Here is an 18574-nt window from a genome sequence, read left to right on the forward strand (position 1 = left end):
GTCACGGAAGCGTCAGACTGCCATCCTCGGCCAGCGGCCAGAACGGGTTCATCGCGACTTCCCAGACATGGCCATCAGGGTCCGCCCAATAGCCGGAATAGCCCCCCCAGAACACCTTTTCCGGCCGTTTCAGCACCACGCCCCCGGCTGCGATGGCCACCTCGAACGCGGCATCAACCTCGGCCTCGGACGCGAAATTCTGCGCCAGCGTCACCGCCCCCGTCCCCAGCACAGCCCCCGGCCGCCCCTGATCGGCCGCCAGATCAGCCCGACCGAACAGCGCCAACACCGAACCCTGCATCTGAAAGAACGCGATCCCCTCTTGCACACCATGAGGCCGCCACCCCAGCCGGCGATAAAAGCCGACCGAGGCCGCCAGATCCGCGACCCCCAGCGTGATCAGCGTCACGCGCTGCGGTGTCATGGCCCCATCTCGCACACCTGCGACAGCCCCCCCACCTCGGTCACCTCGAACCTCTGGGCCCGCGACCCCAAAGCCGAAAACAACTCTGGCCCCGTGCCGGTCATCAACGCCTGCGCCCCCAACGTGCAGATCTCGTCATACAGAGCCTCCCGACGCCCCTCATCCAGATGCGCCGCCACCTCATCCAACAGCAATACCGGCGCCGCACCCAGATCCTCGGCCAGCGCCCGCGCATTGGCAAGGATCATCGAGATCAGCAACGCCTTCTGCTCGCCGGTCGAACACAGCCCGGCCGGCACCCCCTTCCCGGCATAGACCGCCGCAAGATCGGCGCGGTGCGGCCCCACCAGCGTCCGCCCCGCCGCCATGTCACGCCGCCGCCCCTCGGCCCAGGCCGCCCGAAGATCCTCGGGATCGTCCGAGGCGACATCCAACTCTGCCCGCGGAAAGGCACCGCCCGCATCAGCCTGCGCCCGCATCAGCCGCGACACCGCCACGGCACGATGCGCCACAATCAGCGCCGCCGCCTCGGCCATCCGCCCCTCCAGCGCCGCATACCAATGCGCATCGCCAACGCCTTCCTTCAGCAGCCGGTTGCGCTCGCGCATCGCCTTTTCATAATCCAGCACCGCCTCGGCATGATCCGGCGCGAAACTCATCGCCACCCGATCCAGAAACCGGCGCCGCCCCTCGGCCGCCTCGGTCCACAACCGATCCATCGCCGGCACCAGCCAGACGATCCGCAGGATGCGCCCCAACATCACCTGCGTCGCCGCCTTGCCGTCGATCCGCACCTGCCGCGCCCCGCCACACTCGGCCCAGGTCTCGACCTCGTGATCGGAATGCAGCCCCCTGACCGCAGCACTGACCTTCCACCCCAACACCTCGGGACGCCGCGCGATCTCATCGGCCCCGGCACGGCGCAACCCGCGCCCCGGCGACAACAGCGACACCGCCTCAAGTATGTTGGTCTTGCCCGCCCCGTTCGGCCCGACAAAGGCCACCGGCCGGCCGTCGAACACCATCCGCACCCCGCGGTATGAACGGAAATGCGACACGCCCAGAGAGGCCACCGCCAGCCCGCGCACCCTCTCCCCTTTCATTCTGGCCCAAATATCCCGGGGGTGTGGGGGCAGCGCCCCCACCCTTGCGCCGCTACACGCGCATCGGCATCACGACATAGACCGCCGACATGTCGCTGCCCTCGCGCATCAACGTCGGATCGCCCGAGGAATTGAACAGGAACACCGCATTCTCGCGATCGACCTGAGACGCGATTTCCAGCAGATACTTGGCGTTGAAACCGATTTCCAGCCGCTCGTCGCCATAGGCCACCGCCAGTTCCTCTTCGGCCGCACCCGAATCCGGGGCATTCACCGACAGCACCAGCCGATCCTCATCCAGCGACAGCTTCACCGCGCGCGACCGCTCCGACGACACCGTGGCCACCCGGTCGACCGCCTTGGCAAATTCCTGCGCGTCGACTTCCAGCCGGCGGGTGTTGCCGACCGGGATCACCCGGGAATAATCGGGGAAGGTGCCGTCGATCACCTTCGAGGTCATGGTGATCTGCGGCGTCGCGAACCGAACCTTCGTCTCGGACACCGAAACCGCAATCTGCGCCTCGTCATCGTCCAGCAGCTTGCGCAACTCGTTCACGGTCTTGCGCGGCACGATCACGCCGGGCATCCCCGCGGCCCCTTCGGGCAAGGGCGCGTCGATCCGCGCCAGCCGATGGCCATCGGTTGCCACACAGCGCAGCACCGGCCCTTCGTCGCCCTGCGCCACATGCATGTAGACACCGTTCAGGTAATAGCGCGTCTCTTCGGTCGAGATCGCGAACTTGGCCTTGTCGAACAAGCGTCGCAGCATCGGCGCCGACGCCGAAAAGTTCGAGCTGTATTCCGAGCTCGCCATCACCGGAAAATCTTCCTTCGGCAGCGTGGCAAGGCTGAACACCGACCGCCCCGCCATCACCGTCAGCCGCCCCGAGGCCGCATCTTCCGACAGGTTCACCAGCGCGCCATCGGGAAGTTTGCGCACGATTTCATGCAGCATCACCGCCGAGACCGTGGTGGCGCCGGCCCGGTCCACCACGGCCGGCGTGCGGTCCACCACTTCGATGTCAAGGTCGGTGGCGCGGAACGAGACCGTTCCGCCGTCAGCCTCGATCAGGACGTTGGCAAGAATGGGAATGGTGTTGCGACGCTCGACGACCGACTGGGCCTGACCCACAGCCTTCAACAAAGCGCCGCGTTCGATGCTGATCTTCATTCCCTCATACCTCTTTCAGACGCGGACGCCGAAACTGCCCGGTTTCGCACCGAAGCTCAAGTTTTTCCCGACTATGGATGGATTGGCGGGGGCGTCAAGCGCCCCCGGGGCCGCGCCTCAGCCCTGCAACAGCCGGCGCAAAAGCTGAAGATCGTCCGACAGCTGCGAATCCGTCGCCATCAGTTCCTCGATCTTGCGCACGCCATGCATGATCGTGGTGTGATCGCGCCCGCCGAACCGGCGCCCGATCTCGGGCAGAGATCGCGGGGTCAGGTGCTTGGACAGATACATCGCCACTTGCCGCGGGCGCGCGATGGTGCGCAACCGCTTCGGCCCGATCATGTCCGACAGCCGGATGTTGTAATGCTCGGCCACCTTGCGCTGGATTTCCTCGATCGTGACCTTGCGATCCGAAGCGCGCAGGATGTCGGCCAGACAGTCCTGCGCCAGATCCAGCGTGATCTCGCGCCCGACAAGGCTGGCGAAGGCAAAAAGCCGCGTCAGCGCACCTTCCAGCACCCGCACGTTCGAGGTGATGCGATGGGCCAGAAACTCCAGCACCCCGTCTGCGATCACCAGCCCCTTGTATTGCTCGCGGTAGAAATCGGCCTTCTGTTGCAGGATGCCAAGGCGCAGTTCGTAGTCGGTCGGGTGGACATCGACCACAAGACCGCACTGAAGCCGGCTTTTGATCCGTTCCTCCAGATCCTTGATCTCGCCCGGCGCACGGTCGGCGGAAATCACGATCTGCTTGTTCTGATCCACCAAGGCGTTGAAGGTATGGAAGAATTCTTCCTGCGTCGAATCCTTTCCGGCGATGAACTGCACGTCATCGACCATCAGCACATCGACGGAACGGAACAACTCCTTGAAGCCCAGGATCTCGCGTTCGCGCAGGGCCTGCACGAAGCGATACATGAACTGCTCGGCCGACAGATACAGCACGCGGGCCTGCGGCTGGCGCTTTTGCAGTTCGTGCGCGATGGCGTGCATCAGGTGGGTCTTGCCCAGCCCGACGCCGCCATAAAGAAACAGCGGGTTGAACGTCACGGGCCCGCCTTCGGCCACGCGGCGCGCGGCGGCATGGGCCAGTTCATTCGGCTTGCCGACCACGAAACTGTCAAAGGTAAAGCGCGCGTCCAGCGGGGCGCCGCGCAGATCCTCATCGGGCTGCGGTTTGGGCCGCGCGACCGGCGCGGCCTTGACCGGCTGCAACGGCGGCCTGGGCGAGTTCGACACCGCAAATTCCAGCCGCTCGACGGGTTCGCCCGCCTCGGTCAGACGATGCCGGATATGGTCGCCGAAATTACGCTGCACCCAGTCGCCGAAGAACAGCGTCGGCACCTCGAATCGCGCCACGCCCTCGGAAAGGCCCGTCAGCCGCAGAGGCTCGATCCAGGTCACGAAGTTGTTTTTGCCCACACGCTTGAGCAGCCCTTCGCGCACTTGAACCCAGGTCTCATTCGTCATTTCCTATGCCCGTTCGTCGTTCATCGCCTGCGGCCTGACCCGCGCCGAAATGGCGGGGCTGCCTTGTTGTCGTTTTGCGACGCAAATCTTAAGGGGGCGCTTTGACAGCGCGCAGGAAATCACCGGGCCGCCCGCATGAATGCAGGCGATCCGGTAACACGGGACCGAACGCGACGCGAAAGGAACCGGGTGAAGCCCGGTTCATCCGACGTTGCGGAAGCATGCCCAGACGGGCACCAGTCATAACCCCATGATCGCAAACCGCTTTTGTCACTTCCGCCGGATTGGCGGCAGCTGGCAGCTGACAACAGTCGATCCGCGACCAACCATGTCCCCCCAAGGACGTGTGAATCGCTGACATGACGCTAGCAAGTGGGGCCAAGCATCTGCAACCGAACTTCGCTGTTGACTAAGTCTTTGTCGCAGCGAATCCCGGCGACCTTGCGACGCGGCCACAGCCGCCCCTTGGCAGGGTCCAAAAACGCAAAACGCGCCCCAGAGGGGCGCGCTTCAAGCCGTTGAAACTACGGCAGAAATCAGGCGGCGACCGGGTGAGCCAGCACGTTCACGCGATGCGCGAGGCGCGACATTTTCCGGGCCACGGTGTTCTTGTGCAGGACACCCTTGGTGATGCCGCGGGCAAGCTCGGGCTGAGCCGTCTTCAGCGCAATGGCGGCGGCAGCAGCGTCGCCCGAGGCGAGTGCTTCCTCGACCTTGCGCAGGAAGGTGCGGATCCGCGACCGGCGGGCCTTGTTAACGGCGGCGCGGGCCTCGGCCTGGCGGGCACGCTTCTTGGACTGGGGCGAGTTGGCCATATGTCTTGGACTTCCGTCTAAGTTCGATCTCTATTTGAAGCCGCGTCTTTACGGGCGACTCACACGCAAGTCAACCCGCAAGGACGCGATTCCTTACTTGTCGCGGAATTGCGGCGTGCGCTTTTCCAAAAAGGCCGCCATGCCCTCTTTCTGATCCTCGGTCGCGAACAGGGCGTGGAACAGCCGCCGCTCGAACAGCACGCCTTCGCGCAGCGTGGTCTCGTAGCTGCGGTTCACGGCCTCTTTCACCGCCATCGCGGTCAGAAGCGACTTTTCCGAGATCTTGGCCGCGGCCTTCATCACCTCTTCCATGAGGTTCTTGGCCGGCACCACACGGCTGACAAGGCCGCAGCGTTCGGCCTCGGCCGCGTCCATGAAGCGCCCGGTCAGATGCATGTCCATCGATTTGGACTTGCCGACATAGCGCGTCAGGCGCTGCGTGCCGCCCATGCCGGCCACCACGCCCAGATTGATCTCGGGCTGGCCGAACTTGGCGGTATCGGCGGCGATGATAAAGTCGCACATCATCGCCAGTTCGCAGCCGCCGCCCAGCGCATACCCTGCGACCGCGGCGACGATGGGCTTCCTGACCCGCAGGATCGCCTCGGTTTCCGGAGTGAAGAAGTCGCCGCCGAACATGTCGACAAAGCCCTTCTCGGACATTTCCTTGATGTCGGCCCCGGCGGCGAACGCCTTGTCAGAGCCGGTCAGCACGATGCAGCGCACCTTGTCGTTGCGATCGGCCGCGCCCAGCGCGTCGGCAAGTTCCGTCATCAACCGGTTGTTCAGCGCATTCAGCGCGTCGGGGCGGTTGAGCCGGATCAGCGCCACGTAATCCTCGATCTCGACGATCAGAGTTTCGTAGGCCATGCGGTTTCCCTCGTCGTGGCAATTCCGCGAAGGTCTAGCAGTCCGGTGGCAGGGATCAAGTCATCTCTGGCAGCGCGGGCAAAGGAAGGACGACCGACCCGACTGCACGATCCGCCCGATGGTGCCGTCACAGCCGGGGGCAAGGCAGGGCTGCCCCTCGCGGCCATACACGCGGAAGGCGTGCTGAAAATAGCCCAGCTCGCCGCCCGCCTGCCGGTAATCGCGCAGCGAAGACCCGCCCGCCTCGATCGCTTCGAGAAGAACGGCACGGATGATCGGCACCAGCCCGGCAACCTCGTCCGGCGTCAGGCTGCCGGCCAGCCGGCCGGGGGCAAGGCCCGCGCGGAACAGAACCTCGCAAACATAGATGTTGCCCAGACCCGCCACGACATGCTGATCCAGCAGCGCCGCCTTGATCGGCGCGCGCCGCCCGGCCAGACGGGCGCGAAGATGCGCCTCGTCAAAGGCATTTCCCAAGGGCTCGGGGCCCAGCGACGCCAGCAGCGGATGGCCCTCGGCGCTGTCGGTCGGCATCAGATCCATCGCGCCGAAGCGGCGGGGATCGTTGAAGGTGACGCGGGCGCCGCCGTCCATGTTCAGGATCACATGGTCGTGTTTCGCTGGCGCAGGATGGTCGTGAAAGAACCCGCCCAGCATCACGCCCGAGACCAGCATCCGCCCCGACATGCCCAGATGAATCAGCAGCGTCTCGCCACCCGACAGATCGGCCAGGATGTATTTCGACCGCCGCCGCAAGCCCAGCACGCGCTGCCCCGTCAGCCGCTCGGCCATGCGCGGGGGCAGGGGCCAGCGCAGGTCGGGCCGGTTCACCGCGGCCGCCGCGATCAGGCGGCCGGTCATCGCCGGTTCCAGTCCGCGGCGGACGGTCTCGACCTCGGGCAGTTCGGGCATGGAAACTCCGCGACAGATGGCAGCACGGCATCACAAGGGCCGGGGGTGGATTGCAGCCCCCGCCACCGGCCCTATAAAGAGGGCCGAACAGAGGACGGCAAGACCCGATGAACGACGAAACTTCCAGCACGACACATTTCGGCTTCCGCACCGTGCCCGAAGGCGAGAAAGCCGGGATGGTCCATGGCGTCTTCACGCGCGTGGCCTCGAAATACGACATCATGAACGACCTGATGTCGGCCGGCGTCCACCGGATCTGGAAGGACGCGATGATGGACTGGCTGGCGCCGCGTCCGGGGCAGAAGCTTCTGGATGTGGCGGGCGGCACCGGCGACATTTCGTTCCGCTTCCTGAAACGCGCGCCCGGCGCCCATGCCACCGTCTGCGACATGACCGAATCGATGCTGGTCGAGGGTCGGCAGCGCGCCGACGCCGGCCAGATGGCCGAGCGGCTGAACTGGGTGGTGGGCGATGCGATGGCGCTGCCTTTCGCTTCCAACACCTTCGATGTTTATACGATCAGCTTCGGCATCCGGAACGTGACCCGCGTGCAGGACGCGCTGAACGAGGCCTATCGCGTGCTGAAGCCCGGCGGGCGGCTGATGGTTCTGGAATTCAGCCAGATCCCCAACCCGATGATGCAATGGGCCTATGACCGCTATTCGTTCAACGTGATTCCGGTGATGGGCCAGATCGTGGCGAACGACCGCGACAGCTATCAATATCTGGTGGAATCGATCCGCAAGTTCCCCGATCAGGAAACCTTTGCGGGCATGATCCGCAAGGCTGGCTTCGGGCTGGTGAAATACCGCAACCTTTCGATGGGCATCGCCGCGCTGCACTCTGGCTGGAAGCTTTAAGTGCGCGGACCTCACAACATCTGGCGGCTGGTTCGCACCGCCGCCACAATGGAGCGCACGGGCGCGATCGGCGCCGTGCTTGAGGCGATGGATGCCCCGCCGAACCTGCGGGTGGTGGCGCGCGTTCTGGGCTGGCCGTTCAAATGGCTGGGGCTGCCGGGCGACCCGGCGCTGCCGCCGGCGACGCGGGCGCTGACCGCGCTGGGGCCGGCCTACATCAAGTTTGGCCAGATCCTGTCGACCCGTCCCGATGTGGTGGGCCCCGAGATGGCCCTGCAACTGCAATACCTTCAGGACAAGCTGCCGCCCTTCCCCACCGATATTGCCAAGGCGATGATCGAGGAGGAACTGAACGTCTCGGTCGACACGGTCTTTTCCGAGTTTTCCGAACCCGTGGCGGCGGCCTCGATCGCGCAGGTCCACCGCGCAAGGCTGGCCGATACCGGGGTCGAAGTCGCGGTAAAGGTGCTGCGTCCGGGGATCGAACGCGCCTTCCGCACCGACATCGATGCCTTCTACCTGGCCGCCCGGATCATCGAAATCCTGGCCCCGTTCTCGCGCCGACTGCGCCCGACCGACGTGATCCGCCATTTTGAAGGTGTGGTGAACGGCGAGCTGGACCTGCGGCTTGAATCCGCCTCGGCCGGCGAGTTCGCGGCGAATACCGAAGCCGACGAGGGCTTCCAGGTGCCGAAGCCGGTCTGGAACCTGTCGGCGCGGCAGGTGATGACCATCGGCTGGGCCGAAGGGATCTCGCTGGCCGATAACGCGGCCATCGATGCGGCCGGCCATGACCGGCACGTTCTGGGCACGCGGGTGCTGGCCCTGTTCCTTAACCATGCGCTGCGCGATGGCTTTTTCCACGGCGACATGCATCAGGGCAACCTGAAGGTGGCGGCGAACGGCGACATCATCGCCTATGATTTCGGGATCATGGGCCGGCTGGATGAATATACCCGCCGGGTCTATGCCGAGATTCTGTTCGGCTTCATCCAGCGCGACTATCGCCGCGTGGCCGAGGTGCATTTCGAGGCGGGCTATGTCCCGGCCGACCGCGACATCGACGAATTCGCCCGCGCGCTGCGCGCGGTGGGCGAGCCGATCTTCGGCATGGATGCCTCGCATATCTCGATGGCGAAGCTTCTGGCCTATCTGTTCGAGGTGACCGAGCGGTTCGGCATGGAAACCCGGACCGAGCTGATCCTGCTGCAACGGACGATGGTGGTGGTCGAAGGGGTCGCGCGCTCGCTCGATCCGCGGATCAACATCTGGCAGGTCGCCCGGCCGATCGTCGAGGATTACATCCGCCAGAACATCGGCCCGCGCGCAGTGGCGCGCGATCTGGTTCGGACGGCACGAATCCTCGGGCGGTTCGGGCCGCGCCTGCCGCGGCTGGTCGAGGCGCACCTGATCCGGCAGGGCCAGCCCAGCATCGAGGCCCCGCCGCGCCAGTCGCCGCATCCCGCACTGTGGATGCTGGCGGGATCGGCGGCCACAGCCCTGGGCGTCTGGATCGGAAGCCTGCTCTGACAGGTTACGATCCGGACCGCAGCGCCGTGACATCCGATGTCGCGACCTCGACCCCGCCCTTCAGGATCAGCATCGTTCCCGTGGCTCCGCCACGGGCCTCGACGATCTCGGCATAGACATCGACCGTATCGGTCGCCAGAAGGTCGTCGCCCTGATAGCTTCTTAGCGTGAAGCTATAGAGGCCCTCGGGCAAGGGGGAGCCCAAGGCGTCGGTTCCGTCCCAGTCGATCGTTCCGGCTTCGGGCGCGATGTCTTGTTGCGAAACGATTGTTCCGCTTGCATTTTTCACCACAAGCACCGCGCTGTCAGCCTTGGGCGCCGGATGAGGCGCAATCGTGATCGGCGCACCGTCGAACCAGGCCGAGGCATTGACCCTCGCCTCACGGCCGATCCAGCTTGCCAGATCAGCCATCCCCATCGCACCCAGCGAGGCACTCATGGCGGCAAGAAGTTCGTTCGTCTTCACCTGCTGTTCGACGCCGGAAAACGTCGCCAGCTGAACGGCGAAGTCCTTCGAATCCATCGGGTCCATCGGATCCTGATTCTTCAGCTGCGTCGTCAGCATCTTAAGAAAGGTCATGTAATCCGAACTGGTACCGGCCGAGGAACTCTGACTGGCTGATGTCGTGGCGGTGGGCGGCGTCGTGGCGGTGGGCGGCGTCGTGGCGGTGACATCCATGGTCTGCTCCTAGATGCGAAGGTCAAGGCCGGTCTGGGGCACACCGGAAGGCGCGGCCGAAACCGGAGAAGGCTGCAAGCGGTTTTCCATCGCGGGGCGAGGGCGCGGCGGCGGCTCGCCATCCCGGCCGCCAAAGCTGAACGAGGCGCCGGAAAAGCCCGCCTGACGCAACTCGGCGCCCAACTGATCCGAGTTGCGGCGCAGAAGATCCAGGGTATCCGCGCGTTCGGCCTGCACCAGAACACGAAGCGAATCGCCCTCTTGCGCCATCGTCATCGTGACCCGCCCCAGTTCTTCGGGACGCAGGGTGACTTCCAGCGCCGCGTTTTCCTGTTGCGCCACCTCGACACCTTCCCGAAGCGCCGGATCGGCGGCCGGCGCGGGCGCGGCAGCCAGAACAAGCCGGCGCGGCTGATCGACAGATGCGGACGGGCGATCCATCGCACCGAAGCCCCCCGACGGCTCTGCGCCGTCAAAGGACGGCTCGGGCTCGGCCGCGGTTTCGAATGTCGGATGGTCGGCGCCGCGTGTATCGGGCAAAGACCGTTCGGCACGATCCGGCCTGGGCGATTCCATACCCTGCCCCGTCGGCTCGGTGAGGCGGTCGGACTGCGGCGGATCGCCCTGCCCAGCCTTGGGCCGCACCTCTGAGATCGGGGCAACCGGGCCTTCCGCGGGGGCTTCCGCGACAAGGCCCCCCGCCCGTATCCGGATTTCCGCCGACGTGGGCAGATCCACTTCGGGTCGGGTCAGCGCACGGGGTTCCACATCGCGCGCGCCCCCGTGCGAGAGCGGCAGAGTGGTGGAAACGCTTGCGCCTGAAAGGATTCGGTCGGGAGCTGCGGCCGCCAACAGGCGGGCCGCGGCCGGGTCACGCGGGGGCACGACACCCAGGTCCAATGGGGGATTCGCAACTTGGGCCACCGCGGACTCGGGACCAGTCCAAGGTTCGGCCACGATCTGCGGTGTGGAAGCGACCTGGCGCCCTGACGCCTCGGCCTGGTCCGAAATACCGCACTGCACGGCCGGATCACGCGCCTGAATCAAAGGTTGGCCACCCACAGGCGCCAGCGGCGCAGGCCAAGATGGGCCATCCACCTCGTCCCGATCAAAGGCAACCGAACCCACCTGAGCGCGCAGCGGGTGGATCTCGATCGCCCCCTCATGCGCTGGCACGCCTTCGGGCTGCACCGGGCCGGTCATTGCCCCTGTGGGACCGCGCATGCCCGGCGGACTGGCCGAAGAATCGCCGTGCGCCAACTCTGTTGCAGCGGTTGGCGGTTCATCCCGCGTCGTCAGCGGCGCGGGGGCGGGCGCAGCATTCCCGTGGTCATCGGAAGCCGGCGCAATCGCCGAACGCAGGACTTGCGCGACATCGGATGACACAACCTTCTGGGAAGACACGTCCTTTTCAAGCGTATGGCCGGCCGGAGCATCAGGCTCTGCGCGGACGTCCTGTTCTTTCTCAGGCTCGGAAACCTGCACCACCGCAGAGGTCGTTTCACCTGTCTGGGGATCAGGCGGCGGCCCCGGCACAACCGAAGGATCAGGGGCCACAAACGGCATCCCGGGATCGACCTCTGTCGTCTCGGGCATAGCCGTTTCATCCGTCTCGGGAAGCAGAAGGCCCGTCGGTTCGGCCAGCATCGGCGCCAGTTCGGGCAAGAACCCGGGACCGCTCGACAGGGCTTGATCCCTTGCCAGACCCTCGACCGGGCGCACCGCCACCTCCACCGCGAGAATGACAGGGGGCACTGGCACAGCGGTCAACTCAGCCTCGAAGATCGGGCCGGACGGGGCGCCGCCCGCCGCCGGGGCCGCCGCCGGAACGACCGTATCCATAATCTGCAAGATGGGTGCAATCATCGCCGTTCCGACCTTCTGTCGCCTCATTCGCTTGTCGTCGGAACTGATTACGGAACATTTACCGATCTGCCGGAGGATGGCGAAAATGAGAACGAAAGGACCACGCATGATCTCGCCCCTCAGCCCCACGCCCTCGAACCCCGACATTCAGGCTCAGCTTAGACGCAAGGCCCAAGAGCTGGAGTCCGCTTTTCTCTCGCAGATGCTGGACCACGCAGGCCTTGATTCGGCCTCGGGCGGCTTCGGGGGCGGGATTGGCGAAGCGCAGTTCAGCTCTTTCCTGCGTGACGAACAGGCGACCGCGATGGTCCGCGCGGGCGGCATCGGCCTTGCCGAACAATTCTACCGCGCACTGGCGAAAGAGGCCGGCCAATGAAGCCCGACACCCGCGCCGCCCGGATCGAATCGCTGCTGGATGACACCCGCCGCGCCATCCTTGCCGGGGAACTGGCCGCGCTGCCTGCACTTGGCGCCGATCTAGCCGCCGCGATCGAGACGCTGCCCCCCACCGACGCCGCCAGCGCCCAAGCGATCCGCGCCAAGGCCGAGCGCAACCTTGCCTGCCTTGATGCTGCCTCGCATGGGGTGCGCGCGGCCCGCAGGCGTCTGGCCGAGATCCGGCAGGCGACCGCGGGCACGGTCGTTGTCTATGACGATCAGGGCCGGCGGTCCGAAACCCAACCCGAACGCCCGGCGCGGCATCGGCTGTGACCCGCAGACTTTGCCTCGAATTGCCCGGAAAGGAGGGGGCGGGCTGAGGAGCCCCTCAGGCTCAAAACCCGTTCCGGATCACAATCGGGACAGGCCCGTTGCGGCGAGGGGGATGGCAAACAGAGAGGCCTCCGGGCATCTGTCGTGGCGGGTTGCGCCGCGCAGCCAATCCTTCAGCCGAGCGACGATAATCTCGATGCGGTGACGCCGCTTGCAGCGGCGTCTGTCGTCTTTCACGCGGCTCGGGGCCGCCCCCCACCCGCTCATGCCGAAAGGCACGCCTCCAATCGTCGGAAACTTGCCTCGACGCCAGCCGGGGAATCCTCGGACAGGAAGGCATCAAGCGCCGGCCAGACCCGGATGGCCGTATCCACCTGCGGATCCGAACCTTTCACATAGAGACCGGCCTGAATCATCATCTCGGCACGATCCCAGGCGCCCAGCAGCCGCCGGGCTTCCGCGATCAGCGCATTTTCCCCTTCGCTCGCCGCTTCGGGCAAGCTGCGCGAGACCGAACGCAACAGGTCGATCGCCGGAAACCGTCCCCGCTCGGCAATCTTGCGATCCATGACGACATGACCATCGAGAACGCCACGCAAGATGTCGGCAACCGGCTCTTCCATGTCGGAACCCGCGACCAGAACCGTGAAAACCGCGGTGATGTCGCCCGCCCCATCAGGCCCAGGTCCGGCACGCTCGGCCAGTGACATGATCGTATGCGCCGTCGAGGGCGGGAAGCCGCGCATGCTGGCCTCTTCACCACCAGCCAGGGCGACCTCGCGGTGGGCCTCGGCAAAACGAGTGATCGAATCGGCCAGCAACAGCACATGAAGACCCTGATCGCGAAAATGCTCGGCAATGGCCATCGCTGACCAGGCGCATCTGCGGCGGATCAACGGCGACTGATCAGAGGTGGCCGTGACCACGACAGATCGCGCCATGCCCGCCGGACCAAGCACCTTTTCAGTGAAGTCGCGCAACTCTCGTCCACGTTCGCCAATCAGGCCAATGACCACGACATCCGCACTGACGCCGCGCGCGAACTTCGCCAGAAGCGAGGATTTCCCGACACCCGAGCCAGCGAAAAGACCGATTCTCTGCCCCTGAACCAGCGGCAACACCGTATCGAAGGCCGCCGTGCCCGTCGGCAGCCGCGGACCAAAACTTCTGCGCGAAGCGGCGGCCGGCGCAGGCGCCTTCAAGGGGCGCGGCGACGGCCCGCGAAACAGGGGCCGCCCGTCAAGCGGGCGCCCCAGCGGATCCACGATCCGCCCGATCCAGCTATCGTCCGGCGCGATTTCCGCGCGCCCGACCAGTTCGACCGGATCCCCGATCACAAGACCGTCCGGCGCCCCATCCGGCAGCACGGTCATCCCATCCTGCGCAAGGCGAAGAACCTCACCGCCGATCAGCCCGTCCTGCCCATGCACCACAACCCGGTCGCCCAGCGCGGCGTCGGACGCCAGCCCCGAAACCCGGATCGTGCCCCGCGCGATTTCAGACACGCGCCCGAACCGTCGGCTGATCGGCACCGAAGCGATCTCGGCCAGTAGCGCCTCAAATTTACCGGACATGGGAGTCTCCGTTTGTTCCCGCCTCACGCTTTTTAAAGGAATCACCCTTAAGCCTTGATGAAACCGATCGAGGGAGAAGCCCCGATGTTCGAGAAACTCGAAATCGTCAGACTGGCTCAGGCCATGGCGCGCCATGCCGGCGCCCGAACCGAAGTTATCGCGCAGAATGTCGCGAATGCCGACACACCGGGGTTCCGCGCCCGGGACCTGCCCGATTTTGCCGCCTATGCCGAAGGCAGCGGCTTGCGCACCACACGCGCCGGCCATCTGCGCGGGGCAGAGGCCGCGGCCGTTGATCCCGTCGTCACCGACGGGCGCGGATCGGTGGCGCCCAACGGCAACACCGTCTCGCTGGAAGACGAGATGGTAAAGGCAGTCTCGGCCCGGCAGCAGCACGACATGGCGCTGTCGATCTACCAAAACAGCTCGCGGATCATCCGGACGAGCCTGGGTCGGGGGGCCTGACGATGGGTGACCTGATCCAGTCCCTCGGGCTTTCCGCTTCCGGAATGCGGTCGCAGTCGATGCGGCTGCGCCATGTGTCCGAGAATATCGCGAACGCCGATACCCCCGGCTATCACCGCAAGACGGTCAGTTTTCAAGAGGATATGGCCAGCGGGCAGGTCACGACCGGCCCGGTCCGGCTGGACCGCAGCGACCTGGCCCGCATCTACGACCCCGGCCACCCGATGGCCGATGACAGTGGTCACTACGACGGCTCGAATGTCGATCTGGTGATCGAGATCGCTGACGCGCGCGAAGCGCAGCGCAGCTACGAGGCGAACCTCCGCATGTTCGATCAGGCGCGGCAAATGACGCAAAGCCTGTTCGATCTTCTGCGCCGTTGATGGAGTCCAGAATGGATATCAGAACTTCCCTTGCCGCCCAGACCTATGCAATGGCCCGCACGGCCGCGGCCGCCGAACCGCAGCCGGACGGTGCCGGCGCGGCCATGGGGCGTGCAGCCGCACGCTTCGTCGAAACGCTTGAGAAGGGCGAGGAAACGGCGCGGGACGCGATGACCGGCAAAGCCGATCCCCATGCGCTGGTCGAGGCGCTGGCCGCCTCGCAGACGGCGGTCGAAACCGCCGTCACCCTGCGCGACAAAGTGGTCGAAGCCTATCAGGAAATCCTGAGGATGCCGGTATGATGGGCGAGGCCGTGCTTTACGACGCTCTTCGTCAGGCGCTTTGGGTCGCCATGCTGATGTCGGCGCCGCTTCTTGGCGTGGCTCTGGTCGCCGGCGTCACCATCGGGCTTTTGCAGGCGCTGACCTCGGTTCAGGAAATGACGTTGACCTTCGTGCCGAAGGTGGGCGCGATGCTTGTCGTGTTCTGGGTCTCGATGAGCTTCATGACCTCGACACTTCTGGCCTTTTTCGCCGACCAGATCATCCCGATGATCGAGGGCAGCTAAGATGGACGCAGCCGGCTACACCACCCTGACCCGCCAATCCGGCCTGATGCGCGAAATGCAGAGCGTGGCGAACAACATCGCCAACCTCTCGACCACCGGCTTCCGGCGCGAGGGCATCGTCTTTGCCGAACATGTCCGCCGGCTGGATGGCGACCCCTCGCTGTCGATGGCCCATGCCAGCGCCCGCCAGATCGACCTGTCGCAAGGCGGCCTGAACCGCACCGGCGCCAGCTTCGACTTTGCGATCCAGGGCGAGGGCTTCTTTCTGATCGACACCGCAGACGGCCAGCAATTGACGCGCGCGGGCAGCTTCACGCCCTCGCCCGAGGGGGAACTGGTCGATGCCGACGGCAACCAGCTTCTCGATGAAGGCGCGGCGCCGATCTTCGTGCCGCCGGATGCCCGCAATGTGATGCTTGCCTCGGACGGCACCCTGTCGGCCGATGGCCAGCCGATCGGGCGCGTGGGGCTTTGGCAGCCGGTCAATCCGCTGGATCTGCGCCATCAGGGCGGCACACGTTTCGCCGCCGAAGGTGGGGTCGAACCGGCCGATGGCGCGACCCTGATCCAGGGTGCGCTGGAAGAGTCGAATGTCGAGCCGGTCTCCGAGATTGCCCGGATGATCGAGGTTCAGCGCGCCTACGAACTTGGGCAGACCTTCCTAGACCGCGAGGACGAGCGCATCCGCTCGACCGTCAGAACCCTCGGCCAGGAGTGAGACAATGAAGGCCCTTCAGATCGCAGCCTCGGGCATGAGCGCGCAGCAGACGCGCGTCGATGTCATTTCGCACAACCTCGCGAACATGTCGACGACGGGCTACAACGCTCGACGCGCGGATTTTGCCGATCTGCATTATCAACAGCTTGCCCGCCCCGGCACCGTCAGCGCCGAAGATGGGCGGATGCTTCCCACCGGCATCCAGCTTGGCTTGGGCGTGCGCCCCTCGTCGGTTTCGGTGGTGCTGTCACAAGGCGCGCTATCGCAGACGCGGGGGGATCTCGATGTCGCCATCGACGGGCGCGGCTATATCGAGGTAACCCTGCCCTCGGGTCAGGCCGCCTACACCCGTGACGGGGCGTTGAAGCGCACCGGCGATGGGCTGATCGTGACCTCGGACGGGCATGAGGTAGCGCCCGGCATCACCATCCCGGAAGATGCGGCCAGCATCTCGATCAATGGCGCGGGCGAGGTCTGGGCCTATTACAACGGTCAGGTGCAGCCCCAGCTTCTGGGTCAGTTCACGCTGTCCAGCTTCAGCAATGAAAAGGGGCTTGAGGCGATCGGCTCGAACCTGTTCACCGAGACCGCCGCCTCTGGCCCGCCGATCGCCGGCACCCCGGGCGAGGACGGCCTTGGCACCCTGCGGCAGGGCTATCTTGAGGAAAGCTCGGTCGATTCGGTGCAGGAGATCACCGAACTGATCAAGGCCCAGCGCGGCTACGAGTTGAACGCCAAGGTCATCACCGCGGCCGACCAGATGCTGGCCGCAACCGCGCAGGTGAAATGATGAGATCGGCGCTTGTGCTTTTCCTGCTGGCCACGCCCGCGATGGCCGAAACCGTGGTCGCCACACGCACGATCCGGCCGCTGACGGTTCTGGGGCCCCAGGACGTGACGCTGGTGGCCGACGACACGCCCGGCGCGCTGACCGACCCGGGCGATGCCATCGGCCGCGAGGCGCATGTGGCGCTTTATGTCGGGCGGCCGATCCGGCCGTCCGATATCGGGGCACCCGCCCTGATCGACCGCAACCAGATCGTCCCGCTTTCCTACATGGCGGGCGCCCTCGAAATCCGCGCCGAGGGCCGCGCCCTTGCACGCGGCGGTGCGGGCGAGGTGATCCGCGTGATGAACCTATCCTCGCGCACCACGGTGTTCGGCCGCATTGCCGAAGACGGCACCGTGCGCGTCGGCCCCGGATCCTGAAGGAAACCCGATGAAACGTCTTGTCCTGCTTCTGCTTGCCATTCCCGCCTGTGCCCGTCTTGAGGAAGTCGGGAAGGCGCCGTCCTTCACCCCGATCGAAGGCAGCTATCAGCATCACGCGATGTATTCGCTGCCGATCCCCCAGACGCTTCCGAACGGCGGGCCGACCAGCGACTCGTCGCTCTGGAACGGTGGCGGCGCTTCGCTTCTGGGCGACCGTCGCGCCAGCCAGCGCGGCGACATCCTGACCGTGGTGATCGAGATCGACGACCGGGCCGAAATCTCGAACAGTTCCGAACGCAGCCGCGAGGGGGGCGAAAATCTGGGGATTCCATCGCTGTTCGGCATTCCGCAGCGGCTTGACCGGCGGTTGCCTGACGGTGCCTCGATGGCGGATGCGGTCAAAAGCAAATCATCGTCAAGCTATGCCGGCGACGGGTCGGTGAAGCGCAAGGAAAAGCTGATGCTGCGCGTCGCCGCGACGGTGGTCGAGGAACTGCCCAACGGCGTGCTGCGGATCGAAGGCCAGCAGGAAGTGCGGGTCAACTTCGAACTGCGCGAACTGATCGTCACCGGCTACGTCCGTCCCGGCGACATCTCTCGCCAGAACGAGATCACCTATGACAAGATCGCAGGGGCACGCATCGCCTATGGCGGCCGCGGCCAGATCACCGACGTGCAGCAGCCGCGCTATGGCCAGCAGGTCGCTGACATCATCCTGCCGTTCTGACCGCAATGGCGCGCGTTCTCATTCCCCTGTTGCTGGCGCTGCTCGGCCTTGGTGCAGGCATTGGCGCCGGCTTTTTCCTGCGCCCCCCGGCCGAGGCCCCCGCGGCCGACAAGGCCGAACCCGCAGGTGACCACGACACGGCCCATCAAGCCAAGCCGCAGGCCGACCTGCATGAGCTTCCGCCCGAAGAGCGGCCGGAATATGCCAAGCTGAACAATCAGTTCATCGTGCCGATCGTGCAGGGCGGCCGCGTCGCGTCGATGGTGATTCTGTCGATCAGCCTTGAGGTTCCGCATGGCGGATCTGAAAGTGTCTATGCGGTCGAGCCCAAGTTGCGCGACGGCATGTTGCGGGTTCTTTTCGATCACGCGAATGCGGGGGGGTTCAGCGGCGCCTTCACGGACAACTCGAACATGGTGACTCTGCGCCGTGCGCTTTCCGAAGTCGCGCAGTCGGTTCTGGGGCCGCAGGTCACCGATGTCCTGATTGTCGACATCATGCGTCAGGACAGTTGAG

At 65.5% G+C, this 18574-nt stretch carries 23 protein-coding genes; 13 read left to right on the top strand and 10 right to left on the bottom strand.

Annotated elements, in window-relative coordinates; all coding sequences use genetic code 11:
- Position 1: 1 nt before the first annotated feature.
- The 7 genes from CRO07_RS07025 to mutM form a co-directional block, all read right to left on the bottom strand.
- On the bottom strand, positions 2-424 hold the full coding sequence (locus CRO07_RS07025; RefSeq protein WP_097029981.1) for a VOC family protein: 423 nt from the start codon (positions 422-424) through the stop codon (positions 2-4).
- Positions 421-1512: a DNA replication/repair protein RecF gene (gene recF, locus CRO07_RS07030; RefSeq protein WP_097029982.1), complete on the bottom strand. Its 1092-nt coding sequence runs from the start codon at positions 1510-1512 to the stop codon at positions 421-423. The genes CRO07_RS07025 and recF overlap by 4 nt, the downstream gene beginning before the upstream one ends.
- A gap of 67 nt (positions 1513-1579) precedes the next feature.
- Positions 1580-2698 carry a DNA polymerase III subunit beta gene (gene dnaN, locus CRO07_RS07035; RefSeq protein ID WP_097029983.1) on the bottom strand — a complete coding sequence of 373 codons (1119 nt, stop codon included), beginning with the start codon at positions 2696-2698 and terminating at the stop codon, positions 1580-1582.
- A gap of 117 nt (positions 2699-2815) precedes the next feature.
- On the bottom strand, positions 2816-4168 hold the full coding sequence (gene dnaA, locus CRO07_RS07040) for a chromosomal replication initiator protein DnaA (RefSeq protein WP_097029984.1): 1353 nt from the start codon (positions 4166-4168) through the stop codon (positions 2816-2818).
- Between the two features lie 536 nt (positions 4169-4704).
- Positions 4705-4983 (bottom strand): 30S ribosomal protein S20, encoded by a 279-nt coding sequence (rpsT, locus tag CRO07_RS07045; RefSeq protein ID WP_097029985.1) that lies wholly within the window; start codon positions 4981-4983, stop codon positions 4705-4707.
- Between the two features lie 93 nt (positions 4984-5076).
- Positions 5077-5853, bottom strand: a complete 777-nt coding sequence (locus CRO07_RS07050; RefSeq protein ID WP_097029986.1) for an enoyl-CoA hydratase — start codon at positions 5851-5853, stop codon at positions 5077-5079.
- 60 nt (positions 5854-5913) lie between these two features.
- Complete coding sequence (mutM, locus tag CRO07_RS07055; protein WP_097029987.1) at positions 5914-6765, bottom strand: bifunctional DNA-formamidopyrimidine glycosylase/DNA-(apurinic or apyrimidinic site) lyase; 852 nt, start codon at positions 6763-6765, stop codon at positions 5914-5916.
- 107 nt (positions 6766-6872) lie between these two features.
- Between mutM and ubiE the strand changes: the two genes are divergently transcribed.
- Positions 6873-7625 carry a bifunctional demethylmenaquinone methyltransferase/2-methoxy-6-polyprenyl-1,4-benzoquinol methylase UbiE gene (gene ubiE, locus CRO07_RS07060; protein WP_097029988.1) on the top strand — a complete coding sequence of 251 codons (753 nt, stop codon included), beginning with the start codon at positions 6873-6875 and terminating at the stop codon, positions 7623-7625.
- Positions 7626-9155, top strand: a complete 1530-nt coding sequence (ubiB, locus tag CRO07_RS07065) for a 2-polyprenylphenol 6-hydroxylase (RefSeq protein ID WP_097029989.1) — start codon at positions 7626-7628, stop codon at positions 9153-9155.
- Positions 9156-9159: 4 nt separating this feature from the next.
- Here the strand turns inward: ubiB and CRO07_RS07070 are convergent, their stop codons facing one another.
- Both CRO07_RS07070 and fliK read right to left on the bottom strand, forming a co-directional pair.
- Positions 9160-9834, bottom strand: coding sequence for a flagellar hook capping FlgD N-terminal domain-containing protein (locus tag CRO07_RS07070; RefSeq protein WP_097029990.1), 675 nt, complete (start codon positions 9832-9834; stop codon positions 9160-9162).
- Positions 9835-9843: 9 nt separating this feature from the next.
- Entirely contained in the window at positions 9844-10374 is a 531-nt protein-coding gene (gene fliK / locus CRO07_RS07075; RefSeq protein WP_235840950.1) for a flagellar hook-length control protein FliK, read from the bottom strand.
- Positions 10375-11806: 1432 nt separating this feature from the next.
- Between fliK and CRO07_RS07080 the strand changes: the two genes are divergently transcribed.
- Both CRO07_RS07080 and CRO07_RS07085 read left to right on the top strand, forming a co-directional pair.
- Complete coding sequence (locus tag CRO07_RS07080; RefSeq protein WP_097029991.1) at positions 11807-12076, top strand: rod-binding protein; 270 nt, start codon at positions 11807-11809, stop codon at positions 12074-12076.
- Positions 12073-12411 carry a hypothetical protein gene (locus CRO07_RS07085; protein ID WP_097029992.1) on the top strand — a complete coding sequence of 113 codons (339 nt, stop codon included), beginning with the start codon at positions 12073-12075 and terminating at the stop codon, positions 12409-12411. Before CRO07_RS07080 ends, CRO07_RS07085 begins: the two co-directional genes overlap by 4 nt.
- 263 nt (positions 12412-12674) lie before the next feature.
- Here CRO07_RS07085 and CRO07_RS07090 read toward each other — a convergent pair whose 3' ends face one another.
- Entirely contained in the window at positions 12675-13985 is a 1311-nt protein-coding gene (locus CRO07_RS07090) for a FliI/YscN family ATPase (RefSeq protein ID WP_097029993.1), read from the bottom strand.
- A gap of 84 nt (positions 13986-14069) precedes the next feature.
- On the opposite strand from CRO07_RS07090, the gene CRO07_RS07095 reads away from it, so the two are divergent.
- The 9 genes from CRO07_RS07095 to CRO07_RS07135 are packed head-to-tail and all read left to right on the top strand — an operon-like array spanning position 14070 to position 18573.
- Positions 14070-14450 (top strand): FlgB family protein, encoded by a 381-nt coding sequence (locus CRO07_RS07095; RefSeq protein ID WP_097030090.1) that lies wholly within the window; start codon positions 14070-14072, stop codon positions 14448-14450.
- Between the two features lie 2 nt (positions 14451-14452).
- The gene (gene flgC / locus CRO07_RS07100; RefSeq protein ID WP_097029994.1) at positions 14453-14833 is read left to right on the top strand and encodes a flagellar basal body rod protein FlgC; all 381 of its coding nucleotides are present in this window, start codon (positions 14453-14455) and stop codon (positions 14831-14833) included.
- Positions 14834-14844: 11 nt separating this feature from the next.
- Positions 14845-15135 (top strand): flagellar hook-basal body complex protein FliE, encoded by a 291-nt coding sequence (gene fliE / locus CRO07_RS07105; protein WP_097030091.1) that lies wholly within the window; start codon positions 14845-14847, stop codon positions 15133-15135.
- Positions 15135-15401, top strand: coding sequence for a flagellar biosynthetic protein FliQ (locus tag CRO07_RS07110; RefSeq protein ID WP_097030092.1), 267 nt, complete (start codon positions 15135-15137; stop codon positions 15399-15401). Before fliE ends, CRO07_RS07110 begins: the two co-directional genes overlap by 1 nt.
- Position 15402: 1 nt before the next feature.
- Positions 15403-16119, top strand: a complete 717-nt coding sequence (locus CRO07_RS07115; RefSeq protein WP_097029995.1) for a flagellar hook-basal body complex protein — start codon at positions 15403-15405, stop codon at positions 16117-16119.
- 4 nt (positions 16120-16123) lie between these two features.
- Positions 16124-16909, top strand: coding sequence for a flagellar basal-body rod protein FlgG (gene flgG / locus CRO07_RS07120; protein WP_097029996.1), 786 nt, complete (start codon positions 16124-16126; stop codon positions 16907-16909).
- Positions 16909-17328, top strand: a complete 420-nt coding sequence (flgA, locus tag CRO07_RS07125) for a flagellar basal body P-ring formation chaperone FlgA (RefSeq protein WP_097029997.1) — start codon at positions 16909-16911, stop codon at positions 17326-17328. The genes flgG and flgA overlap by 1 nt, the downstream gene beginning before the upstream one ends.
- Before the next feature lie 10 nt (positions 17329-17338).
- Positions 17339-18058 (top strand): flagellar basal body L-ring protein FlgH, encoded by a 720-nt coding sequence (gene flgH, locus CRO07_RS07130; protein WP_097029998.1) that lies wholly within the window; start codon positions 17339-17341, stop codon positions 18056-18058.
- A gap of 5 nt (positions 18059-18063) precedes the next feature.
- Positions 18064-18573, top strand: coding sequence for a flagellar basal body-associated FliL family protein (locus tag CRO07_RS07135; protein ID WP_097029999.1), 510 nt, complete (start codon positions 18064-18066; stop codon positions 18571-18573).
- The last annotated feature ends 1 nt before the right edge of the window (position 18574 follow it).

The organism is Cereibacter ovatus, assembly GCF_900207575.1.
GTDB classification, from domain to species: Bacteria; Pseudomonadota; Alphaproteobacteria; order Rhodobacterales; family Rhodobacteraceae; genus Cereibacter_A; species Cereibacter_A ovatus.

Excerpts from the sequence above, each read along its gene's own strand:
- flgC (WP_097029994.1), top strand. The coding sequence starts at position 14,453 with ATGGGTGACCTGATCCAGTCCCTCGGGCTTTCCGCTTCCGGAATGCGG.
- CRO07_RS07025 (WP_097029981.1), bottom strand. The coding sequence starts at position 424 with ATGACACCGCAGCGCGTGACGCTGATCACGCTGGGGGTCGCGGATCTG.
- CRO07_RS07095 (WP_097030090.1), top strand. The coding sequence starts at position 14,070 with ATGTTCGAGAAACTCGAAATCGTCAGACTGGCTCAGGCCATGGCGCGC.
- flgH (WP_097029998.1), top strand. The coding sequence starts at position 17,339 with ATGAAACGTCTTGTCCTGCTTCTGCTTGCCATTCCCGCCTGTGCCCGT.
- flgA (WP_097029997.1), top strand. The coding sequence starts at position 16,909 with ATGAGATCGGCGCTTGTGCTTTTCCTGCTGGCCACGCCCGCGATGGCC.
- CRO07_RS07115 (WP_097029995.1), top strand. The coding sequence starts at position 15,403 with ATGGACGCAGCCGGCTACACCACCCTGACCCGCCAATCCGGCCTGATG.
- fliE (WP_097030091.1), top strand. The coding sequence starts at position 14,845 with ATGGATATCAGAACTTCCCTTGCCGCCCAGACCTATGCAATGGCCCGC.
- dnaN (WP_097029983.1), bottom strand. The coding sequence starts at position 2,698 with ATGAAGATCAGCATCGAACGCGGCGCTTTGTTGAAGGCTGTGGGTCAG.
- dnaA (WP_097029984.1), bottom strand. The coding sequence starts at position 4,168 with ATGACGAATGAGACCTGGGTTCAAGTGCGCGAAGGGCTGCTCAAGCGT.
- mutM (WP_097029987.1), bottom strand. The coding sequence starts at position 6,765 with ATGCCCGAACTGCCCGAGGTCGAGACCGTCCGCCGCGGACTGGAACCG.
- ubiE (WP_097029988.1), top strand. The coding sequence starts at position 6,873 with ATGAACGACGAAACTTCCAGCACGACACATTTCGGCTTCCGCACCGTG.
- flgG (WP_097029996.1), top strand. The coding sequence starts at position 16,124 with ATGAAGGCCCTTCAGATCGCAGCCTCGGGCATGAGCGCGCAGCAGACG.
- CRO07_RS07090 (WP_097029993.1), bottom strand. The coding sequence starts at position 13,985 with ATGTCCGGTAAATTTGAGGCGCTACTGGCCGAGATCGCTTCGGTGCCG.
- CRO07_RS07135 (WP_097029999.1), top strand. The coding sequence starts at position 18,064 with ATGGCGCGCGTTCTCATTCCCCTGTTGCTGGCGCTGCTCGGCCTTGGT.
- CRO07_RS07070 (WP_097029990.1), bottom strand. The coding sequence starts at position 9,834 with ATGGATGTCACCGCCACGACGCCGCCCACCGCCACGACGCCGCCCACC.
- CRO07_RS07050 (WP_097029986.1), bottom strand. The coding sequence starts at position 5,853 with ATGGCCTACGAAACTCTGATCGTCGAGATCGAGGATTACGTGGCGCTG.
- CRO07_RS07080 (WP_097029991.1), top strand. The coding sequence starts at position 11,807 with ATGATCTCGCCCCTCAGCCCCACGCCCTCGAACCCCGACATTCAGGCT.
- CRO07_RS07085 (WP_097029992.1), top strand. The coding sequence starts at position 12,073 with ATGAAGCCCGACACCCGCGCCGCCCGGATCGAATCGCTGCTGGATGAC.
- rpsT (WP_097029985.1), bottom strand. The coding sequence starts at position 4,983 with ATGGCCAACTCGCCCCAGTCCAAGAAGCGTGCCCGCCAGGCCGAGGCC.
- CRO07_RS07110 (WP_097030092.1), top strand. The coding sequence starts at position 15,135 with ATGGGCGAGGCCGTGCTTTACGACGCTCTTCGTCAGGCGCTTTGGGTC.